Here is a 21,415-nt window from a genome sequence, read left to right as displayed (position 1 = left end):
GTTCGCTTTTCGGGCGGAACATCAAGCGCAAGAAGAAAGGCCCTCACCTTCCGAAGAAGGTGAGGGCCTTTCCTGCAAGTGCGCCCACAGGGACTCGAACCCCGGACCCAGTGATTAAGAGTCACTTGCTCTACCAACTGAGCTATAGGCGCTCGCTCTTGCGAGACAGAACAGTAGCGGACCGCTTCTCAGGAATGCAAATCGCCTGGTCGACGCCTCGCTTCCCTCCCCGGCAGGAGATACAACCCGTAACAACGGCACCGCTGGTCACGATTGATATTCGAACGTTACTGGCACGCCCGGCGCTTGGTTGGAACCGGTCTCCGGCGGCTGGCATCATTGGAGACCACACGGTCTCGACGTGCTGATTCGTCTCGCGATGGCGAGGGGCGTGCCGGCTTGAACGTGACATCGGAGCGAGGACGTGAAGTGGGGTTAACCATGGGTGTGGGGCGCGGTAGGCGCATGCGTGCGCGATCGGTCTCGAAGACCGCGACAATTGTGGCGGCATCACTCGTATTCGCATTGTCGATCGCGGGATGCACGGTGTCCGACGCCGGCACCGTCACCTCGGAAGGGGAGGCGCCGATCGACTCCAATCCGGTCACCGAGTTGATCAAACCGAAGGTGACCGCATCGGCCACCGACGGAGCTGTCGGCTTCTCGCCGGGCCAGCCGGTCACCGTGTCGGTCGCAGACGGGACGCTGGCCGAGGTCACGATGTACAACCCCGAGGGTGTGCCGGTAGATGGCGCGATCGCACCCGACGGTCTGTCGTGGGTCAATACGGAACCGCTGGGCTACGACAAGGAATACCGGCTCGAAGCCAAGGCCAACGGACTCGGCGGCGCGACCACGTCGACGTCGGTGTTCACCACCAGCGCACCCGGTAACGTCACCAAGCCTTACGTGATGCCGGGCGATGGCGACGTGGTGGGCGTCGGCCAGCCGCTCGCCGTGCAGTTCGACGAGAACATCCCCGACCGACGGGCTGCCGAGGCTGCCATCACCGTCACGACGAATCCGCCCGTGGAGGGCGCGTTCTTCTGGGTCAACAACCGTGAGGTGCGGTGGCGTCCGCAGAACTTCTGGGCGCCCGGCACGACCGTCGATGTGAAGGTCGCCGTGTACGGCCGAGATCTCGGAGACGGACTGTTCGGACAGGAAGACGTCCACACCACGTTCACGATCGGTGACGCTCTGATCGCGACAGCCGATGACAACACCAAGCAGGTCACGTTCGAACGCAACGGTGAAGTGATCATGACGATGCCCACATCGATGGGTAAGGACGACACACCCACCGACAACGGCGTCTACATCATCGGCGACCGGTTCGCGAACCTCGTGATGGACTCGTCCACCTACGGAGTGCCCGTCAACGCTCCGCAGGGGTACAAGACGCCCGTCGACTGGGCCACGCGAATGTCCTACAGCGGCATCTTCTTCCACTCGGCGCCGTGGTCGGTGGGGCAGCAGGGCTATTCCAACGTCAGTCACGGTTGCCTCAACCTCAGTCCCGCCAACGCGAAGTGGGTGTACGACAACACCAAGCGGGGAGACATCGTCGTCGTGAAGAACACGGTCGGCGGCACACTGTCGGGCACCGACGGCCTCGGTGACTGGAACATTCCCTGGAACGTGTGGAAGGCGGGCAACGCCAGCGACTGAGTCCCTGGGACTGAACGCATACAAGAAAGCCCCCGGCCGAGGCCGGGGGCTTTCTGTTGGGGTGAGTGACGGGACTCGAACCCGCGACAGCCAGGATCACAACCTGGTGCTCTACCAACTGAACTACACTCACCATGCGCTTTCGGCAGCCACCCGGAGGCGGTTACTTCGGCGAGGAAGATACTAGCGCGTCCGATGCCCGAGAAGCCAATCGGTATGTCAGGCGGGCCCGAGTTCTTCGACGATGGCAGCGATGTCGCTGGTAGACGGGCCGGGGTCGGGCACGAAGGCCGTTTTCCGGTAGTACCGAAGTTCGCGGATCGACTCCTTGATGTCGGCAAGGGCCCGGTGGGCGAGACCCTTTTCGGGCTGCCCGAAGTAGATCCGGGGATACCACCGACGGCACAGTTCCTTGATGGAGCTCACATCGATCATCCGGTAGTGCAGGTAGGTGTCGAGGTCGGGCATGTCGCGCGCGATGAATCCGCGATCCGTCGCAATGGAGTTACCGGCGAGCGGTGCGGTGCCCGCCACGGGAACATGCTCGCGGATGTAGGCGAGCACCTGCTGCTCGGCGTCGGCGAGCGTGACCGTCGACTTACGGACTTCCTCGGTCAGTCCCGAAGTCTGATGCATCTTGGTCACGACATCCGGCATGGCGGCGAGCGCTTCGTCGTCGGCGTGGATGACGATGTCGACACCCTCACCGAGAACGTTCAGCTCGCTGTCCGTGACCAGAGCGGCGATCTCGATCAGCTTGTCGGTACCGAGCCGAAGGCCCGTCATTTCACAGTCGATCCACACAAGTTTGTCCTGCACCAGGAACACAGTAGTCACGTGGGTCACGGGCTAAGGTCTGCGGTGGACACTTTCTCCCGACGTTCGTGATCCGAGGAGGGCTTCGATGACCCAGCAATCGCAGAACGGCGGGGCCGCCCCGACTCCCGCGCAGAAGGCGGAGGCGGCCAGAGCTGCCGCGGTCGAAGCGGCGAGGATTGCCGCCGAGGCCGCGGCCGCCGCGGACGTGGCGGAGAAGGAAGCGCAGGAGGTGGCGGAGAACGAAGCCCGGAATGCGGCGGCGCAGGGCGCGACTGCCGCACCGCCTCTGTCGGGGCCTGCCGCAGAAATCGCGTCGGGGTACTCGTCGGCCGGTGTAGCGCTCGAGCTCGGTACCGTCCTCGTCGACGGAGTTGTCGATCCCGCGGCCAGGGTCCGGATACCGCTCGCGACGATCAACCGGCACGGCTTGGTGGCCGGTGCCACCGGGACCGGTAAGACCAAGACCCTGCAGGGAATAGCCGAGCAGCTGTCGGGGGCAGGGGTTCCCGTGGTGATGGCCGATGTGAAGGGCGACCTCTCCGGCTTGTCGAGACCGGGAGAGACGAACGAGAAGATCACCGCTCGAGCCGCCGAAACCGGCGACGGTGACTGGACGCCGGCGGGTTCGCCCGTGGAGTTCCTCTCGTTGGGTACGGAGGGTGTCGGCATCCCCGTGCGGGCCACCATCACTGCGTTCGGCCCGATCCTGCTCAGTAAGGTGCTGGGGCTCAACGCCACTCAGGAATCGACTCTCGGGCTCATCTTTCACTGGGCCGACACGCGCGGTCTGGCGTTGCTCGATCTGAAAGATCTGAGGTCGGTCATCGCCCACCTCACCAGCGACGACGGCAAGGCCGACCTGGCGGGCATCGGCGGAGTGTCACCGGCCACGGCGGGTGTGATCCTCAGGGCGCTGGCCAATCTCGAGGCGGAGGGCGGTGACACCTTCTTCGGTGAACCCGAGTTCGCCACCGAAGATCTGCTCCGATTCGACAGTGACGGGCGAGGCGTCATCACGTTGTTCGAACTGGGCGCGCAGGCCGCCCGTCCCGCCCTCTTCTCCACCTTCCTGATGTGGGTACTGGCCGATCTGTTTCAAACGTTGCCCGAGGAAGGAGATCTGGACAAGCCGAAGCTCGTCTTCATCTTCGACGAGGCGCATCTCCTGTTCACCGACGCGTCGAAGGCGTTCCTGCAGCAGGTGGAGCAGACGGTCAAGCTGATCCGCTCCAAAGGTGTCGGCGTCTTCTTCTGCACCCAATTACCGACGGACGTCCCCAACGCGGTGCTCTCACAACTGGGTGCGCGCATCCAACATGCGTTGCGCGCGTTCACGCCGGACGATCAGAAGGCGCTGAACAAAACGGTACGCACGTACCCGAAGACGCAATTCTATGATCTGGAGAAGGCGCTCACATCCCTCGGTATCGGCGAGGCGATCGTGACGGTGCTCTCCGAGAAGGGTGCGCCGACGCCGGTGGCGTGGACCAGGATGCGGCCACCACGTTCACTCATGGACACCATTGGCAACGACGCCATTCGGGGCGCGGCGGCGTCGAGCCCGCTGGCGCAGAGATACGGTCGGACCGTCGACCGCGAATCGGCGTACGAGAAGCTGAGCGCGAAGGTCGCGGGAGCGCCTGCGACCGATGAGGACATCGATCTGCCATCGCTGCCGGACCTGCCCGCGCCTGCGGAGCCCGACGGGCCGAACATGGCCGAGCAGATTCTGGGAAATCCGGCGGTCAAGAGTTTCTTGAGGTCGGCGGCCTCGGCCGCAGGACGGGAGATTTCGCGCAGTATCTTCGGCACAGGGCGCCGCCGGCGGCGCTGACATCGGCTGCGCTCGGGGCGAATGTACCGTTCAGCGCGGTCGAAGCGTCGAACGGTACATTCGCCGCCGTCTAGTTGCCCAACTTCTTGTAGAAACTTCCCACGATCGGCGCCACGACTGCGCGCGGACTGTACTGTCCCGCGACGGACATCGCCTTACTGATGATGCCCGGCACCACACGCATCTTGTTGTCGGCCAAGCCGTCGAGCGACACCTTGGCGGTGTATTCGCTGGAGATCCACAGGAAGTCGGGGACCAGCTTGTCGACGATGGACGCGTCCGCGGGGTCGGGTTCCTCGGTGCGGACCGGTCCCGGGGCGAGCAGGGTCACGCTGACCCCGGAGCCCTTGAGTTCGCCGCGCAGCGATTCGGAGAAGGTGTTGACGAAGGCTTTCGTGGCCGCGTAGGTGGCGTTGTGGGGGATGGGCATGTTGCCTGCCGCTGATCCGACCATCAGGATCGCGCCGGACTTGCGTTCCAGCATGCCCGGAAGTACGGCGAGGGTGAGATCATGAACGGCAACGGCATTCAATTCGACCTGCGCCCGTTCGTAGGCGGGATCGAGGTCGGCGACCGCGCCGAACGTTGCGATGCCGGCGTTGTTGCACAGCACGCTGATCTTCCGACCGGCGATCTCGTCGACCAGGGCGGAACGTGCGTCACGATCGGACAGGTCGCACGCGCGCACGTCCACCTCGACACCGTGTTCGGCGCGGAGCGTCGCCGCCAACGATTCCATGACTTCGCCGCGCCGGGCGACGAGGATGAGGGAATGACCACGGGAGGCGAGATCCCTGGCCAGCGCCTCGCCGATACCGGACGAGGCGCCGGTGACGACGGCGCGGGCACTGGGGGTGGGGTTCGGCAAACTCACGGTCAGTCAGCGTAGTGCGTCAGATGCGCGCCGCGAGCCGGGTGCCCTGTTCGATGGCGCGTTTGGCATCGAGTTCGGCAGCGACGTCGGCGCCGCCGATGACATGAGTGTTGACCCCGGCGACGGTCAGCTCGTCGACCAGGTCACGCACGGACTCCTGACCTGCGCAGATCACCACGTTGTCGACGGCGAGCGTGCGGGGCTTCTCGCGTTTCTCGCCGAAGGTGATGTGGAGTCCCTCGTCGTCGATGCGCTCGTAGTTGACGCCGGACAACTCGTGCACGCCCTTGTTCTTCAGGGCGGCGCGGTGCACCCAGCCCGTCGTTTTTGCGAGCCCCGCCCCGATCCGCCCGCTCTTACGCTGGAGGAGGTACACCTCACGAGGCGACGGCTCGGGAATGGGCGTGGTGAGGGCGCCGGCCGCGGCCTCGGGTTCGGTGACCCCCCACTCCTGCTTCCATTCCTTCAGGTCGAGAGTCGGTGAGTGCTCGTGGGTGAGAAACTCGCTGACATCCACGCCGATGCCGCCGGCCCCGATCACGGCAACCGACTTTCCGACCGACTTCCCACCGCGCACGACCTCGGGGTACGTGAGCACTGTGGGATGGTCGATGCCGGGAATCGACGGAAGGCGCGGGGTGACACCGGTGGCGATCACCACCTCGTCGTAGCGGCCGACGAGATCGACCGCTGTGACGCGGGTGTCGAGTCGGACATTCACACCGGCGAGTGCGAGTTGCCGGTTGTAGTAGCGAATGGTCTCCGCGAACTCCTCCTTGCCGGGGATTTTGCGGGCGATGCCGAACTGGCCACCGATTTCGGAGTCCGCCTCGAACAGCGTCACCGTGTGGCCCCGCTGCGCTAGGCCGAGCGCCGCGGACAATCCCGCGGGGCCGGCGCCCACGACCGCGACGCGCTTCACGGTCCGGGTGGGGGAGAGCGTCAGTTCCGTCTCCCGGCCCGCACGCGGATTCAGCAGGCAGGACACGTGCTTGCGGACGAAGGCGTGGTCGAGGCACGCCTGGTTGCACGCGATGCAGGTGTTGATCTCGTCCGAGTTTCCGGCTTCGGCTTTGCGGACCCAGTCGGGGTCGGCGAGCATCGGGCGGGCCATCGAGATCAGCTGAGCATCACCGCGGGTGAGTATTTCCTCCGCGACCTCGGGCATGTTGATCCGATTGGACGCGGCCACCGGAATGTTCACGTGCTTCTCTAGCTTGCCGGTGATGTCGGCGAACGCCGCGCGCGGCACCGACGTGACGATGGTGGGGACGCGGGATTCGTGCCAGCCGATGTCGGTGTTGATGATCGTGGCACCGGCAGCTTCCACGTCCTTTGCCAGAGCGACGATGTCGTCCCACGTCTGACCGCCTTCCACGAGATCGGCCATCGATAAGCGGAAGATGATGATGAAGTCGCGGCCCACGGCGGCCCGGGTGCGGCGAACTATCTCGACGGCGATTCGGCGGCGGTTCTCGGGCGTGCCACCCCACTCGTCAGTCCGCTTGTTGGTGCGTTCACACAGGAACTGATTGATGAAGTAGCCCTCACCCGCCATGATTTCGACGCCGTCGTAGTTTGCCCGCTGTGCCAGCCGCGCGCACCGCACGAAGTTGCGGATCTGCCAGCGGACGCCGCGGCCGGTGAGTCTCCGGGGGCGGAACGGGTTGATCGGGGCCTTGATCGAGGAGGCGGAGACGCTGAACGGCTGATAGCTGTAGCGGCCTGCGTGCAGGATCTGCAGGGCGATCATGCCGCCCTCGTCGTGCACGGCCTGGGTAATCGCACGGTGCCGCCGTGCCTCCACGCGGTTGGTGAGCTTGGCCCCGAAAGGCAGCAGCCAGCCGGTGCGGTTGGGGGCGTACCCACCGGTGACGATCAGGGCGACACCGCCGCGGGCGCGCTCGGCGAAGTACGCCGCCAGTCGAGGTACGTCCTTGGCGCGGTCTTCGAGACCGGTGTGGATCGAACCCATGATCACCCGGTTCTTCAGCGTCGTGAAGCCGAGGTCCAGCGGGGCGAGGAGCTGGGGAAACTGTGTCATGCGGCGTGTCCTTACTGCGAGAGGGCGTCGAGTACTTCTTGGCACCAGCCGGCGAATCCCTCTTCGACGCGGATGCCGCCGCGCAGGACGAGGTACTGGTGAAGGGCGGTGCCGGACAGTTGGTCCGGCGCCGGGAAGTCACGTTTTTCGATCATGCGGTAGATCTCGAGCCGGGCAGCGTGGCCGTCGCGGTGCCGGGCGACTTCGGCGGCCAGTGCGGGAATGTCGCCTTGCTGGGCGGCGCGGATCTTGACCGCAAGCTCGTTACGCAGGTGATTCGGTTCGGTGGGCTCGGCGATCCAACGCTGCAACTCGGCGCGACCTGCCGCGCTGACCCGATACACCTTCTTGTCCGGCCTGCTGTCCTGCGCTACGACTTCGGCATCTACCCACCCGGCTTCGTCCATGCGCTTGAGCAGCCGATAGATCTGCTGGTGGGTGGCGCTCTGGAAGAAGCCGATCGATTTGTCGAATCGGCGCGCCAATTCATACCCCGATCCGGAATGTTCGGTGAGGGAGACGAGAAGCGCATGTTCGAGTGCCACGCAGAAAGTATGTATGCAACGAAGTGCCTATGCAACTAAGTGCACACAATCCGCTCGGTGCGAGTGGGACGTTGCGTCGGAGAGTATGAACGACCCGTTCGCTCACATAGGCTCGCGACATGAGCACCGAAGTTCGCCCGCCCGCCGGGATCGGTGAGGCCGCGACGCGCAAACAGGTCGTCGCGTGGGGTCTGTGGGACTGGGGGTCAGCCGCCTTCAATGCGGTGATCCTCACGTTCGTCTTTTCCGTTTACCTCACCGACGCAGTGGGGGAGGACCTCGAAGGATCGATCTCTGCGAGCACCTGGCTGGGGTGGTCGCTGGGGATCGCCGGATTCCTCATCGCGGTGCTGGCGCCGGTCACCGGGCAGCGATTCGACGCCGCAGGCCGGCGCAAGCGCGCGCTCGGTGTCCTCACCTTCGCGACCGTGGCTTGCATGGCCGGCATGTTCTTCGTCCGCGACTCGGTCGAGTACCTCTGGCTCGGTCTGGCGTTGCTCGCTGCCGGTTCGGTGATCTTCGAGCTCGCCGGTGTGCCGTACAACGCCATGTTGCGGCAGGTGTCGACGCCGTCGAATATAGGTCGGGTGTCCGGCTTCGGTTGGGCAATGGGCTATTTCGGCGGCATCGTGCTTCTTCTGGTGTGCTACTTCGGCTTTATCGCCGGTGACGGGGACACCCGCGGAGCACTGGGGTTCACCACGGACGGTGGCCTGAACATCCGGATGGTGGCGCTGCTCGCGGCGATCTGGTTCGCCGTCTTCGCGATACCTGTTCTAATGAAGGTTCCCGAACTGCCGCGGCCCCAGGTCGATCCGGGCGCCGACAAGGCCGGTTTCGTGGAGTCGTATCGGATTCTCTGGCGAGATCTACGCAGCCTCTGGTCTGCCGACCGCCGCACCGTGTACTTCCTCGGCGCCAGTGCGCTCTTCCGCGACGGACTGGCCGGGGTGTTCACGTTCGGTGCGGTCCTCGCCGTCAATGTCTACGGCATCAGTGCCGGCGATGTGCTGCTGTTCGGTGTCGCGGCAAATATCGTCTCCGCCGTCGGCGCACTCACGGCAGGCCGCTTCGACGACCGGGTGGGTCCCAAGACGGTCATCGCGGCGTCGCTGGCCGCGATGATCGTCGTCGGCATCATCTTGACGTTTGTGTCCGGACCGGGGATGTTCTGGATCTTCGGTCTCCTGTTGTGCCTTTTCGTGGGACCCGCGCAGTCCTCGTCGCGCACGTTCCTCGCGAGAATAACGCCGCCCGGCCGCGAAGGGCAGATGTTCGGTCTGTACGCGACGACCGGACGCGCGGTGTCGTTCCTGTCGCCGACGCTGTTCGGACTCTTCGCGTGGTGGTTCGGCGCGGACCGGGCCGGGATCCTCGGTCTGCTGATCGTGCTGGCCCTCGGACTGGCGGCCCTGACCGTGGTGCGTGCTCCGGAGCGGAGCTGACGCCTCCCGCGTCAGCTCCCGAGGCGATTATCAGTCAGTGGCCATTCCGGCCCGCTGAAGTATCGCCTTGGCGAGGTCGTCGGGGCACTGCTCGGGGATCCAATGCGTCGCGTCGTCGAGGACGACGAACTCGTATGGTGCGTCCACGAACTCGCCGCACTTCTCGGCTCCGGCGCGGCCCAACGCTGTGTCGCCGGTACTCCAGACGTAGGTGGTGGGGACGGTGACGGCGGGGGTCTGGTCGAAATCTCTTGTCATTGCCCGGTACCAGTTCAGGGCTCCGGTGAGCGCCCCCGGCTCGGTGAGGAGTGCGACATGCCGGTCGACGAGTTCGGGCGGGACGACATCGCCGAACATCGCCCGCAGCGACTGCGCGTTCTCGCGCAGGAGCACATGTTCGGCCTTGCCCTCCATCCGCAGCAGGCGAATGTAGGACGACCGTTCTTTCTGGTCGGCGTCCTCGCGCAGCGCCCAGCCGAAGGCGCCCGGATGAGGCACCGAAACGGTCGTGAGTGAGGTGATGCGGCCGGGGTGTCGCGCCGCCACGACCCACGCAACGACGGCGCCCCAGTCATGGCCTACGAGATGCGCCGTCTCGAGGCCGAGTGCGTCCAGGAGAGCGATGACGTCCCCGACGAGGTGGTCGATGCGGTAGGCGTCGGTACCCTCTGGCCGCGCACCAGCCGAATATCCACGCTGATTCGGTGCATAGGTTCGCATCCCGGACTGTGCGAGGAGGGCGGAGACCGGCGTCCACGACGCAGCGCTTTCCGGAAACCCGTGCAGGAGAACGGCTGCTTCGCCGTCGGAAGGGCCGTTGACGGTGACGTCGAAGGTCAGGTCGCCAATGGGGATGGACACGTGTTCGGAGGTTGGCAGCATGCCCCCACCGTACGGCGGCAGGGTCAACTCCTCCGAGGATTCCACGCCGTCATGCCGAGCATGATGAGCCGTAGCTGGCGTTCGGCGCGGGCGACCACCTCGGCTTCGGTACGCACGCCGGGACGGTCGGCTTCGAGGAGGTCGACGACGACGGCGAACATCGTGGAGACGATCAGGTCGGCCGCCATCTCGAGGTCGTCGGCGTCCCACGACTCGAGGCCGCCGATTCGCGTGAGATCCACGGTCAGCTCGCTGACGAACAGTCGCATCTCGGTGGCGATGGCGCGGCGGATCTCGGGAACACCGCCGTAGCGCTCCCGACTGAGGAAGCGGAACTGTGCCTCGTGAGTGCGGACTTGGCGGACGAGGATGTCGAGAGACGCGCCCGCGCTCTTGGTACTCGGGTTGCGGCGGGCATCGCGCAGCATCTGTCGCAGCATTCGCATGCTCTCCTCGACGAGAACGACGCCGAGTTCCTCGATGGACGCGAAGTGCCGATAGAACGCAGTGGGCACGATTCCTGCATGGCGGGCAATCTCCCGCAGACTCACACCCGCGAAGCTCCGGTCCGCCATGAGGTCGAGGGTGCCGTCCAAGAGGGCCTTCCGGGTGCGCTCTTTACGTGCTGCCCTGCTCTCGGGTTCCGCACCGGTCGACTGGCTCACGGCACCGAGTCTATTCGTGGCGGCGGGAGCGTCGATCACGAGGACGTCGGCTGCCGCACCGCCCGTAACCACGGGGTGACCGTACTGCTCGTCCGTCATGTTTTTCCGATCTGTGCGAGGTGACGGCACTCGAGTGTGTGCCTGCCGTCACATTCCGATTGACAACTACCTGTCTGCACCTGTCACACTATTGTCAGTGTACAACCGTGCACTCAAATGGAGGAGGCTGCCGTGTCAGTTGCTCACACCAGTCGTCCGGCGGAGGGACGCAGGTTCTCGCTGCTGTCGTTGTTCGAGGCGATGGCCTCTCCGCATCAGCTCGACCGTTACCTCGAACTCGTCACACCGATGGTCACCGTGCGTGATCTGCGAGCCGAGGTGCTCGCGGTCGATCGGTCGACCGCGGACACTGTCACGCTCACGCTGCGCCCGACCCGTCAGTGGCGCGGATTCCGCGCCGGACAGTTTGTGCAGGTAGGAGTAGTGATCGACGGAGTTCGCCACACTCGTTGCTACTCGCCGGCCAACGCTCAGTCGTCCCCGGACGGCACCATCGAGTTGACGATCAAGGCGCACCCCGACGGCCTCGTGTCGCAGCATCTTCACGAGAACGCCCGGCCCGGACTGATCCTCGACCTGTCGCAGGCGGCGGGGGAATTCGTTCTGCCGACCACCCGGCCGCGCCGAGTTCTCCTCGTGAGTGGTGGCAGCGGGATTACCCCGGTCCTCTCGATGCTTCGCACTCTCGTCGAGGAGAAGCATGCGGGAAGCGTGACTTTTCTGCACTACGCGTACACCGAAAGCAACGTCGCCTATCTGGACGAGCTCCGCGAGCTTGCCGATGCCAACCCCAACGTCAACCTCGTGCTGGCGTACACCGATCAGGAGACCGGCGGACATCTGCACGGCTTCTTCGGGCAGAAGCATCTCGATGCGGTGGCGCCCTGGTACGCCGAGGCCGAGACCTTTCTCTGCGGTCCGCCCGGCCTGATGCGTGGTGTTCGGGAGGTGTACCGCGAACTCGGCATCGAGGACCGTCTCCACACCGAGGAGTTCGCTCCCGCCGCGACGCCGGTCGAGGGTGAGGCCGGTGGTGAGCTGTCCTTCACGGCCAGTGGAGTCACCGCCGACAACTCCGGTGGGACCCTGCTGGAACAGGCCGAGGCCGCCGGACTTCATCCCGAGTACGGCTGCCGGATGGGCATCTGCTTCTCCTGCACCGCGGTGAAGAAATCGGGATGCACCAAGAACGTACGTACCGGCGACACCGACACCGATCCGGACAAGGCCATTCAGTTGTGTGTCTCGGTCCCTGTCGGCGACGTCGCCCTCGACATCTGACTCACTCGACATCACACACTTGGAGACCGACATGTTTGGACTCTCACTCTCGTTCCTGCCGTTCGTCGACGGCTCGGACGACACACGTTCGACAGCCCCGGTCGTGCTCACACACGACCAGGTCGAGGAAATCGGCCGGGAACTCGACGCACTTCGTGATCGCACCGTTGCCGATCTCGGCGCCGAGGACCGCGAGTACATCTACAAGATCATCAAGGCCCAGAGGGGCTTCGAGGTCGCCGGCCGCGGGCTGATGTACCTCGGGTTCTTTCCGCCCGCCTGGATCGCGGGCGTCGGTGCCCTCGGGATCTCGAAGATCCTCGACAACATGGAAATCGGCCACAACGTCATGCACGGCCAGTACGACTGGATGCGTGAACCGGGACTGAACTCGCGGGTCTTCGAATGGGACACCGTGTGCCCGGCCGACCAATGGAAGCACTCCCACAACTACATGCATCACACGTACACGAACATCCTGGGGCGCGACCGGGACATCGGTTACGGCATCTTGCGGATCGACGAGGCCCAGAAGTGGAATCCGTACTACCTCGGCAACCCCGTCTACGCCTTCCTGTTGATGATGCTGTTCGAGTGGGGCGTCATGTTGCACGACCTCGAGGCCGAGAACGTCATTCAGGGCAAGCGGAAGTGGCACGACGTCAAGCCGCTACTCACAGGGTGGTGGAACAAGGCCGGGCGCCAGGTGCTCAAGGACTACGCGATCTTCCCTGCACTGACCGGACCGTTGTTCATTCCCACGCTGCTCGGCAACGTCACCGCCAACCTGATCCGCAACGTGTGGGCGTACTCGATCATCTTCTGCGGCCACTTCCCGAGCGGTGTACAGAGTTTCACCGAGGACGAGACCGCGGAGGAGACCCGCGGCGAGTGGTACGTGCGGCAGATGCTCGGCAGCGCCAACATCGAGGGCAGCCCGCTGTTCCACATCATGTCGGGCAACCTCTCGCACCAGATCGAGCATCACCTGTTCCCGGACCTGCCGGCCCACCGCTACCCGGAGCTCGCCCCCCAGGTGAAGGCGCTGTGCGAGAAGCACGGACTTCCCTACAACACCGGTGGCTTCTTCAAGCAGATCGGCTCCGTGTGGGGGAAGATCTTCAAGCTGGCGCTCCCGCCCGGCCTCCTCTCGTCCGACACCCCTCCCGGTGTTATCGTCGAGCGGCAGAAGACTGCAGCCTGAGAGGCGAAACACATGGTGGGGAAGTTCGAACGGCGCAAGGACACCGTGCAGGAACTGACGGAATCCGCGGCCACGCACGTGGGACACATCGCGACCATCATCGCCGGCGCGGTTCGCGACGTCACCCGGGAGATCGGTGACTGGGTGTCGGACGGAATCGAGATGCGGGAGGCCGCGAAGAAGGCCCGCGAGGATGAAGGCTTGGACGACAAGCCGATCGACTGATGACGAGACGAGAGGGCACGGCCGATACGGCCGTGCCCTCCTGTCGTCTCGGGACCGCTCGGTCAGATGACGCCGAGTGAGATCATCGCGTCGGCCACCTTGACGAAGCCGGCGATGTTCGCGCCATGGACGTAATCGCCGGGCATCCCGTACTCGTCGGCGGTGGCGACGGTGCGGTCGTGGATGCCGCGCATGATCCCGGCCAGTCGCTCGTCGGTGTACTCGAAGCTCCACGAGTCGCGGGACGCGTTCTGCTGCATCTCGAGTGCCGACGTTGCGACACCGCCGGCGTTGGCGGCCTTGCCTGGTGCGAAGGCCACGCCGGCGTCGCGAAACACCTGTACTCCCTGAGGGGTGGTCGGCATGTTCGCGCCTTCGGCAACAGCCTGGACGCCATTGGCCACCAAAGTCTTGGCAGCTGCTTCGTCGAGTTCGTTCTGGGTGGCGCAGGGAAGTGCGACATCACACCGGACGTCCCAGATCGATCCGCTCGGAACGAATCTCGCGTGCGGCACGGTATCGGCGTATTCGCCGATGCGCCCGCGCCGCACCTCCTTGATCTCCTTCAGGAGACCGACGTCGAGGCCCTCCTCGTCGACGACATATCCCGACGAATCCGAGCACGCAACCGCGACGCCGCCGAGCTGGTGGATCTTCTCGATGGCATGGATGGCGACGTTTCCGGAGCCGGAGATCACCACCGTCTTCCCGTCCAACGAGGTGCGTGATGCGTGCAACATCTCGGCGACGAAGTAGGCCACTCCGTAACCGGTGGCCTCGCGCCGCACCTGTGAACCGCCCCAGGTGAGGCCTTTGCCGGTGAGGACACCCGACTCGTAGGAATTGGTGAGGCGTTTGTACTGACCGAACAGATAGCCGATCTCGCGTCCACCGACACCGATGTCGCCGGCAGGGACGTCGACGTACTCGCCGATGTGGCGGTGCAGTTCGGTCATGAAGGACTGGCAGAAGCGCATGATCTCGGCGTCCGAACGGCCCTTGGGGTCGAAGTCGGAACCCCCTTTGCCGCCGCCGATCGGGAGTCCGGTGAGTGCGTTCTTGAAGATTTGTTCGAAACCGAGGAACTTCACGATTCCGAGATTCACGCTCGGGTGGAAGCGGAGACCGCCCTTGTAGGGGCCGAGCACACTGTTGTACTGCACCCGAAATCCGCGATTGACGTGCACACTTCCGGCGTCGTCCACCCAGGGCACTCGGAAGATGATTTGTCGTTCGGGCTCGCACAGGCGCTCGATCAGCCCGGAATCCGCGTAGTGCGGGTGATGGTCGAGAACGATCTGAAGCGACTCGAACACTTCTGCCGCCGCCTGATGGAACTCCGGTTCGCCCGCATTGCGTAGGCGGACCTGTTCATAGATTTCGGCTACTCGGTCGCGCGTTGACACCCGCATCCACCCATCTGCCGCTGTGAGGCTTTCTTTACCTTACATTTAGGCGAACTATAGACGTCAGTGAGAAAGTGCAGGTGCCGGCGCCGCGATCAGGTGGTTCCGGTGTGTGAACGAGCCCGCATCGCGACGGTGGCTTGGTCGACCTCGCCGCCGCAATGCCGGCAGCGATGTTCGAGTTCGAGCACATGTCCGCAGTCGTGCAGTAGCTCGGAGGCCGGCTCCTCCACCGCCCACTTGCTACCCCACTCGAACAGCGACAGCAGGAGCGGCCGAAGCTCCTCCCCGGCCCGGGTCAGGTGGTACTCGAACCTGGGGGGCCGCTCGGAATACTGCCGGCGTTCGATGACGCCTACCTCTTCCAGCTTGCGAAGGCGTGCGGTGAGGATGTCACGCGAGACGCCGATGTAGCCGGCGATCTTGTCGAAGCGATGCACTTCATAGCTCAGTTCGCGGATGACGAGCATGGACCAGCGGTCGCCGATGAGTTCCATGGTGGCGGCGATCGCGCAGGGGCGCGGCGCCAGCGGCATGCGGTCCATGGCCATCTTCGGCGTCGTTCGATCGGCTCGACCCTCGTTCATGTCTCCATCATAGAGGGTTGTGTTTTCCAACTCAGGGCGAATACGCTGACCGGGCACAGTCAGTTGGATATCCAGACTTACTCGAAGGGGTCGTCATGACCAAGATTCACGACCGATCTGTCCTCGTCACCGGGGCCAACCGCGGCCTCGGCCGCGCTTTCGTCGCCGAGGCGCTCTCGCGCGGGGCGCGAACTGTCTACGCGACCGCACGCGACGCGTCGACGATCGTCGACACCCCCAGGTGGTGCCGGTGACCCTGGATGTGACCGATCCCGAATCCGTTCATGCTGCAGCGCAATATGTGGGCGACATTGGTGTGCTGATCAACAATGCCGGAATTTTGCTCGGCGAGTCACCGCTCACCGGTGACCTCGGCAAGATGCGCCGCGAACTCGAAACCAACCTCTTCGGCCCCCTGAATGTGACCAGGACGTTGGCCCCCATCATCGCCGCCAACGGTGGTGGTGCGGTGCTCAACGTCCACTCGGTGCTGTCGTGGCTGGCGGTGGGTGGGTCGTACAGCGTCTCCAAGGCGGCGATGTGGAGTGCCACCAACGCGATGCGCCTGGAGCTTGCGGAACAGAACATTCAGGTGGTCGGGCTGCACCTGGGGTACATGGACACCGACATGACCGCGGGCCTCGACGTCCCCAAGATCTCGGCACCCGAGGTTGCCCGGTTGGCGTTCGACGGCATGGAGTCGGGCGCCACGGAGGTGCTGGCCGACGATGTCAGCCGTACTGTGAAAGCAGCACTCGCCGGGGAACTCGAGGCCCTGTATCCGCAGCTCGCGGCTCAGGTCGTTGGGTAGGACGCGAAATCAGGGAAACCCGCCACTCGCGGAGGCAGGTGACGGGTTCCCGAGCATCCGTCCTGTCGGGTGGGACGGTGCAACAACAGACTAGACGGTCTGTTTGCTACGCGCGAGTATCGGGCGCTGGGTTCGGAAGCGGGATGAAATACCTACCAGGCGCCTGCGGCCCTTTCGGGCGAACAGAGACATCGATTCGCGCCTGTTCCCACGGCGTCGCGCGCCTACTGGGAAGCGCGATGCGGACGGAAACGCCGCGGATCGTGGGTTCGATCGTGCTCGGTGCACAAGCCACATCCGGTTTCCCGCGACGGCGGGAAACCGGATGTGTGCCTATGCGGCGGCGCACTTGTGTCATAAGTGCCCCCGGCAGGATTCGAACCTGCGACCAAGAGATTAGAAGGCTCTTGCTCTATCCCCTGAGCTACGGAGGCGCGGTCGAAATATTACCTGTTGCCCGGACGCCGCTCGAGCACGGCTGCACAGCTCGTGTCGTCAGCTGATGGCAGCAGCCCATAACAGTAGCCCGGCCAGAACGAGCTCCACGACGAAGTAGAACCAGACGGGGTAGAAACGCTGGGGTCGATCGACGAGCCCGGCGACGATGCGCCCCACGGCCATGCCGACGAGTGTCACGGCCACCACGACGGCGGCCACCGATCTGATGCCCTCGACGTCGAATGCGGCGAATCCGAGCAACACAGCCACCGCGACGCCGAATCCCCCGTACACCGCACGAACCTCGGCGCGGGCGGTCGGCGAGTCGGCGGTCAACCCGAACGGCGCCACGAGACGGGCAGGCATGACCAGGCCGTAGAGGCCCATCCCTGCGAAGAACAACGCCACCAGAATGATCAGAAGCGCGGCCATACGGTCTCCTCGACTCCGCGGAACGGGCTTCCGCCGACGGTAGCGGAGCATCCGTGGACCCTCGGTCTCCGACACGGCGTCGTAGGTCCTACCCTGGAGGTATGGCTACACCCCAGCTCACGGCCTCCGACTCGACGTCCAACAGTCCGGCTCGGGTCGATTCCACGGCCCTGTTCGTTGTGGCGGGACTCATTGCCGGGCTGGTCGCTGCACTCGTCGTCGGCTTGTCTGCCGCTCAGGCCCTCGTGCTGCTCGGTATCCCGGATCCGGGACCGCTCACCACCTATGGGCTGCCTGCGTTGCGGGCGGTGTCGGAGATCGCGGCCGTCGTCACCATCGGATCACTCCTGCTCGCCGCCTTCTTCGTACCGCCGCAGAAGTCGGGGGTACTGGACGTGGACGGCTACCGTGCGGTTCGCACGGCGTCCTACGGCGCCATCGTGTGGGCGGCGTCCGCGCTGGTCCTCGTTCCACTGACGCTGTCGGACACCTCCGGGCAACCGTTCACGGAAGCGGTGAAGCCGAGCAACATGTTCGCCGCGATCGACCAGGTGGAACTGGCCGGGGCGTGGCGCTGGACGGCGATCATCGCGATCGTCCTCGCGATCGTGTCCCGGTTGGTGCTGCGATGGTGGTGGACACCGATCCTGCTCGTCGCAGGCATTCTGGGGCTGATGCCGCTGGCACTGACCGGGCACTCGTCGTCCGGCGGCTCGCACGACCTGGCTACCAACAGCCTGATCCTGCACTTGGTTGCGGCATCGCTGTGGGCCGGCGGGCTGTTCGCTCTGCTCGCGCACGCCCGTCGGCGAGGCGCCCACACCGATGTCGCGGCGAGGCGTTTCTCCTCGGTGGCAACCGTGTGTTTCGCCGTGATGGCAGCCAGCGGCGTGATCAATGCCCTGGTGCGTGTGCCCATCGGCGACCTCGTCGACACCACCTACGGGCGCCTGGTGGTGGCCAAGATGGTCGCGCTCGTCCTCCTCGGCGGGTTCGGCTGGGCGCAACGCCGCCGGGCTCTGCCCGCACTGCACAAAGACCCCTCGAACCGCGGCAACCTCATCAGGTTCGCGGGCGCGGAAGCCATTGTCTTCGCCGCGACGATCGGTCTCGCTGTCGGATTGGGTCGGACGCCCCCGCCCGCACCGACTAGAGCACCGACTCTCACCGAGGTCGAACTCGGTTACAACCTCTCCGGACCGCCGACGTTCGCCCGACTGATGTTGGACTGGCGGTTCGATCTGCTCTACGGCACCGCTGCACTGGTGCTCGCCCTCGTCTATGTACTCGGTCTGCGCAAGCTCCACCGTCGCGGCGACAGCTGGCCGGTCGGCCGGACGCTCGCCTGGATGTGCGGATGCGCGGTGCTCCTCCTGGCCACGTCGTCCGGGGTGGGGCGCTACGCACCCGCGGTGTTCAGCGTGCACATGGGTGCGCACATGGCGCTGTCCATGCTGGCCCCGGTTCTCCTCGTTCTCGGGGCTCCGATCACTCTCGCGCTGCGAGCACTCGATCCGGCGGGCAAGGACGGTGCGCCGGGGTTACGGGAATGGATCCTGGCCGCGCTGCACAGCCGGTTCTCGCGGTTCATCACTCACCCCCTCGTCGCGGCGGCTCTGTTCGTCGGCGGTTTCTATGCGCTGTACCTCGGCGGAATCTTCGGCGCCACCGTCGACTCGCACTCCGCCCACCTCTTGATGAACCTGCACTTCCTGCTCAGCGGCTACCTCTTCTACTGGGTGGCGATCGGCGTCGACCCCTCCCCGCGCCAGCTGCAGCCCGTGACGAAACTCGCGATGGTGTTCGGGTCGCTGCCGTTCCACGCCTTCTTCGGGGTCGCGCTGATGAGCATGGGCGCCGTCATGGGCGAGTGGTACTACCGTTCGCTGGGCCTCGGCTGGAACTCGGACCTGGTGGGGGACCAGAAACTGGGCGGCAGCATTGCTTGGGCCACGGGCGAAATTCCTCTGGTGCTCGTCATGATGGCGCTCCTCATTCAGTGGTCGCGCAGCGACGACCGCACCGCGCGACGTGTGGACCGGGCGGCCGACCGGGACGACGACGCGGACCTCGCCGCCCACAACGCCATGTTCGCCGAGCTCGCGAAACGCGACCGCGAGGCGGGACTCTGACCGCTAGCACGCATCCCCGACACGACGGGCTGGTCATTTCCGGTTTTCGGTCGGTTGTCCACACCCGACCCGTTTCTCCACAGATTCGTCGCGGGCGACGATTGCGCGGTTCCACGGAGGCAGGCTGTGTCCAACGGCAATCGCAGAACGACACAGGGGGAGCGCGATGTACGAGACACACGGCACGGTGGTCGGCACGGTCATCACTACACCGGTCACACGATCCGGATCCGCCGGCGAGGAGTTTCTCGCCTTCCGGATGGCAAGCACGGTACGCCGCCGCGACTACACGACGGGGGAGTGGCGCGACGGCAGCACGCTGTATCTCACGGTCACCTGCCGGCGCCGGCTGATGTCCGGAGTGGTGCAGTCGCTGGCGAAAGGGGATCCGGTGATCGTCACCGGTGAACTGCGGACCAACGAATACACGACGCGAGACGGCGTCGCACGGACCGACCTCGAGTTGAGCGCCACCGCGGTCGGACCCGATCTTGCGCGGTGCACGGTCGTCCTCGACCGGGAACCCCGGACCGTTGCACCCGTGGAAGCAACGGAAACTTCTTCCACGGAATCTGTCTCCAGCGAATCTGCCTCTACGGAACAGGCCGCCGCGGAGACGCTCGTCGCCTGATGCGGCGCCGGGCACCCGCGCAGCCGGGTGCCCGGGCGAGCCGGAAAGCATCCGTTCCCCTCTTCCCACGATCCGCAAGTGTGGGTTCGACGCCCTACACCATTAGGCTGGCCACATGGCTGAGTTCATTTACACGATGTTGTAGTGGACCATATACACACGTCGTCCGTGTTGTCAACGGTCAGCGCGCATTTTCCTGCGTAATAGCGGTTCTAGGGATTCGATCAAAGGGGTGTTTCCGGCACGAGGGGCAGGGTTGCTCGGGGACGGACGGGGGATTTGCGGGAGTCCCCCGCACCTATAGACTCACGGAATGGGGTCCATCCAGCGCCGCACCTACACAGAGGGCAAAGCCCCTCGGTACGTGGCACGCGTGCGCGTCGGCGGCAAGGAGATGTCGAAGAGCTTCGCCAAACAGGGCGATGCACGGGAGTGGATACGTCAACGTGAAGGTCTCAGCCCGACCGGCACCCGCATGGACAACCGCATGCTGTCCGTGGTGCTGAAGTCGCACATTGAGCAGTCCGCTACGGCATCGACTCGGGGGGTGCGTACTCACTTGGCTGCGAACCTCGGGAACCTCGAATTTAAGAAGCTGGCGGATGTGACCGCTGACGACGTACGGGAGTGGCGGGCCACGCTGGCCGAGGGCAGGCCGTGGGCGGACGGCAAGCCGCTATCCAACAGCAGCATCAGGACTCTGTTAGGCACGCTCTCAGCGCTGTTTAACGATGCTGTGGCGCAGGGCCAGCTGGTGCGCAATCCTGTGTCTCACGTGAGGCGTAGGAGCCCTGCAAATCAGGCGGTTGAGCCGCACCAGGTGCTGAAGGTGGAGCAGGTGCGCTCGCTGATTGACGCAGCTGATGAGCCGTACGCAACGATGATCGAATTCGGGGCTACGAGTGGCCTCCGCGCCGGCGAACTTGCGGGCTTGCGTGTCCGTTCGATCGACTTCGCCCGCCGAGTTGTGGATGTGACCGAGCAAGCCGATGGGCATCACACGGCATTCGGGTGGAGAGCGCTGAAGTCTGAGAAGTCGCGGCGCACGGTCCCGCTACCGGATTCCACGTTGGACGCGGTGAGGGCACATCTGGACCGGCATGATTACGAGCCGCATACGCCTTTGTTCAGGGCGGCGCAGGGCGGGCAGTGGTCTAGCGCCCATGTCGCGAAGGTGTGGCGTGGTGTGGCCGCAGATGCGGGTGTTGAGAATCACTCATGGCATAGCCTTAGGCACTTCTACGCGTCGGCGCTGATCCAGTCGGGGGCATCTGTAACTACAGTTCAGCAGCGGTTGGGGCATGCTTCGCCGATGGTGACGTTGGCGGTGTACTCGCATCTGTGGCCCGGTGAGGATGCGAAGACGAGAGCGGTGTTCGACAACCTTCTGTAGCTAGGTGTGGGGAATTGTCAGTCCCCCTGCTGGACA

18 protein-coding genes, 3 tRNA genes and 1 pseudogene are annotated in these 21,415 nt (G+C 64.9%); 10 read left to right on the top strand and 12 right to left on the bottom strand.

What is annotated here, in order from left to right; translation table 11 throughout:
- Positions 1 to 79: 79 nt before the first annotated feature.
- Positions 80 to 152: transfer RNA gene (locus JQT59_RS26695), tRNA-Lys, on the bottom strand.
- A gap of 289 nt (positions 153 to 441) precedes the next feature.
- Here JQT59_RS26695 and JQT59_RS26690 point away from each other — a divergent pair.
- On the top strand, positions 442 to 1,671 hold the full coding sequence (locus tag JQT59_RS26690; protein WP_213578115.1) for a L,D-transpeptidase: 1,230 nt from the start codon (positions 442 to 444) through the stop codon (positions 1,669 to 1,671).
- 57 nt (positions 1,672 to 1,728) lie between these two features.
- Here the strand turns inward: JQT59_RS26690 and JQT59_RS26685 are convergent.
- A tRNA-His gene (locus JQT59_RS26685) sits at positions 1,729 to 1,804 on the bottom strand.
- A gap of 86 nt (positions 1,805 to 1,890) precedes the next feature.
- On the bottom strand, positions 1,891 to 2,490 hold the full coding sequence (orn, locus tag JQT59_RS26680) for an oligoribonuclease (protein ID WP_109334998.1): 600 nt from the start codon (positions 2,488 to 2,490) through the stop codon (positions 1,891 to 1,893).
- Between the two features lie 85 nt (positions 2,491 to 2,575).
- Between orn and JQT59_RS26675 the strand changes: the two genes are divergently transcribed.
- Positions 2,576 to 4,324, top strand: coding sequence for a helicase HerA-like domain-containing protein (locus JQT59_RS26675; RefSeq protein ID WP_213572633.1), 1,749 nt, complete (start codon positions 2,576 to 2,578; stop codon positions 4,322 to 4,324).
- A gap of 70 nt (positions 4,325 to 4,394) precedes the next feature.
- Here JQT59_RS26675 and cmrA read toward each other — a convergent pair whose 3' ends face one another.
- From cmrA to JQT59_RS26660, 3 genes are read right to left on the bottom strand one after another with little or no spacing between them, the layout of a single operon-like run.
- Positions 4,395 to 5,198 carry a mycolate reductase gene (cmrA, locus tag JQT59_RS26670; protein WP_213572632.1) on the bottom strand — a complete coding sequence of 268 codons (804 nt, stop codon included), beginning with the start codon at positions 5,196 to 5,198 and terminating at the stop codon, positions 4,395 to 4,397.
- Between the two features lie 19 nt (positions 5,199 to 5,217).
- Positions 5,218 to 7,242 carry an NADPH-dependent 2,4-dienoyl-CoA reductase gene (locus JQT59_RS26665; RefSeq protein ID WP_213572631.1) on the bottom strand — a complete coding sequence of 675 codons (2,025 nt, stop codon included), beginning with the start codon at positions 7,240 to 7,242 and terminating at the stop codon, positions 5,218 to 5,220.
- An 11-nt stretch (positions 7,243 to 7,253) separates the two neighbouring features.
- Positions 7,254 to 7,787 (bottom strand): PadR family transcriptional regulator, encoded by a 534-nt coding sequence (locus JQT59_RS26660; protein WP_109328795.1) that lies wholly within the window; start codon positions 7,785 to 7,787, stop codon positions 7,254 to 7,256.
- A 119-nt stretch (positions 7,788 to 7,906) separates the two neighbouring features.
- Here JQT59_RS26660 and JQT59_RS26655 point away from each other — a divergent pair, with 119 nt between their 5' ends.
- Entirely contained in the window at positions 7,907 to 9,232 is a 1,326-nt protein-coding gene (locus JQT59_RS26655) for an MFS transporter (RefSeq protein ID WP_213572630.1), read from the top strand.
- A 30-nt stretch (positions 9,233 to 9,262) separates the two neighbouring features.
- Here the strand turns inward: JQT59_RS26655 and JQT59_RS26650 are convergent, their stop codons facing one another.
- Positions 9,263 to 10,114, bottom strand: a complete 852-nt coding sequence (locus JQT59_RS26650) for an alpha/beta fold hydrolase (protein ID WP_213572629.1) — start codon at positions 10,112 to 10,114, stop codon at positions 9,263 to 9,265.
- Between the two features lie 23 nt (positions 10,115 to 10,137).
- Entirely contained in the window at positions 10,138 to 10,878 is a 741-nt protein-coding gene (locus tag JQT59_RS26645) for a TetR family transcriptional regulator (RefSeq protein ID WP_213572628.1), read from the bottom strand.
- A gap of 132 nt (positions 10,879 to 11,010) precedes the next feature.
- Here JQT59_RS26645 and JQT59_RS26640 point away from each other — a divergent pair, with 132 nt between their 5' ends.
- Genes JQT59_RS26640 through JQT59_RS26630 form a run of 3 tightly spaced genes read left to right on the top strand, consistent with a single transcriptional unit; the run spans position 11,011 to position 13,549 of the window.
- A complete protein-coding gene (locus tag JQT59_RS26640) occupies positions 11,011 to 12,120 on the top strand; it encodes a ferredoxin reductase (RefSeq protein WP_213572627.1) in 1,110 nt (369 codons plus the stop codon).
- A 31-nt stretch (positions 12,121 to 12,151) separates the two neighbouring features.
- Positions 12,152 to 13,324, top strand: coding sequence for a fatty acid desaturase family protein (locus JQT59_RS26635; RefSeq protein WP_213572626.1), 1,173 nt, complete (start codon positions 12,152 to 12,154; stop codon positions 13,322 to 13,324).
- Positions 13,325 to 13,336: 12 nt separating this feature from the next.
- Positions 13,337 to 13,549, top strand: a complete 213-nt coding sequence (locus tag JQT59_RS26630; RefSeq protein WP_109328805.1) for a hypothetical protein — start codon at positions 13,337 to 13,339, stop codon at positions 13,547 to 13,549.
- Between the two features lie 62 nt (positions 13,550 to 13,611).
- Here JQT59_RS26630 and gdhA read toward each other — a convergent pair whose 3' ends face one another.
- The gene (gene gdhA / locus JQT59_RS26625) at positions 13,612 to 14,955 is read right to left on the bottom strand and encodes an NADP-specific glutamate dehydrogenase (RefSeq protein ID WP_213572625.1); all 1,344 of its coding nucleotides are present in this window, start codon (positions 14,953 to 14,955) and stop codon (positions 13,612 to 13,614) included.
- Positions 14,956 to 15,050: 95 nt separating this feature from the next.
- Positions 15,051 to 15,542: a winged helix-turn-helix transcriptional regulator gene (locus JQT59_RS26620; protein WP_213572624.1), complete on the bottom strand. Its 492-nt coding sequence runs from the start codon at positions 15,540 to 15,542 to the stop codon at positions 15,051 to 15,053.
- A gap of 95 nt (positions 15,543 to 15,637) precedes the next feature.
- Between JQT59_RS26620 and JQT59_RS26615 the strand changes: the two are divergent.
- Positions 15,638 to 16,353: pseudogene (locus JQT59_RS26615) on the top strand (SDR family oxidoreductase).
- A gap of 361 nt (positions 16,354 to 16,714) precedes the next feature.
- Here JQT59_RS26615 and JQT59_RS26610 read toward each other — a convergent pair.
- A tRNA-Arg gene (locus JQT59_RS26610) sits at positions 16,715 to 16,787 on the bottom strand.
- A gap of 61 nt (positions 16,788 to 16,848) precedes the next feature.
- Positions 16,849 to 17,223 carry a DUF4345 family protein gene (locus tag JQT59_RS26605; RefSeq protein ID WP_213572623.1) on the bottom strand — a complete coding sequence of 125 codons (375 nt, stop codon included), beginning with the start codon at positions 17,221 to 17,223 and terminating at the stop codon, positions 16,849 to 16,851.
- Positions 17,224 to 17,324: 101 nt separating this feature from the next.
- On the opposite strand from JQT59_RS26605, the gene JQT59_RS26600 reads away from it, so the two are divergent.
- The 3 genes from JQT59_RS26600 to JQT59_RS26590 all read left to right on the top strand — a co-directional run bounded on the left by JQT59_RS26600 (position 17,325) and on the right by JQT59_RS26590 (position 21,379).
- Complete coding sequence (locus JQT59_RS26600; protein WP_213572622.1) at positions 17,325 to 19,355, top strand: bifunctional copper resistance protein CopD/cytochrome c oxidase assembly protein; 2,031 nt, start codon at positions 17,325 to 17,327, stop codon at positions 19,353 to 19,355.
- A gap of 166 nt (positions 19,356 to 19,521) precedes the next feature.
- The gene (locus JQT59_RS26595; RefSeq protein ID WP_213572621.1) at positions 19,522 to 19,986 is read left to right on the top strand and encodes a single-stranded DNA-binding protein; all 465 of its coding nucleotides are present in this window, start codon (positions 19,522 to 19,524) and stop codon (positions 19,984 to 19,986) included.
- A 313-nt stretch (positions 19,987 to 20,299) separates the two neighbouring features.
- Positions 20,300 to 21,379 (top strand): tyrosine-type recombinase/integrase, encoded by a 1,080-nt coding sequence (locus JQT59_RS26590; RefSeq protein WP_213572620.1) that lies wholly within the window; start codon positions 20,300 to 20,302, stop codon positions 21,377 to 21,379.
- Positions 21,380 to 21,415 lie beyond the last annotated feature (36 nt).

This window comes from Rhodococcus sp. USK13 (assembly GCF_018343855.1).
Classification (GTDB): domain Bacteria; phylum Actinomycetota; class Actinomycetes; order Mycobacteriales; family Mycobacteriaceae; genus Rhodococcus_F; species Rhodococcus_F oxybenzonivorans.
Note: the sequence above shows the minus strand (reverse complement) of the source record. Positions and strands in the feature narration are given on the sequence as shown.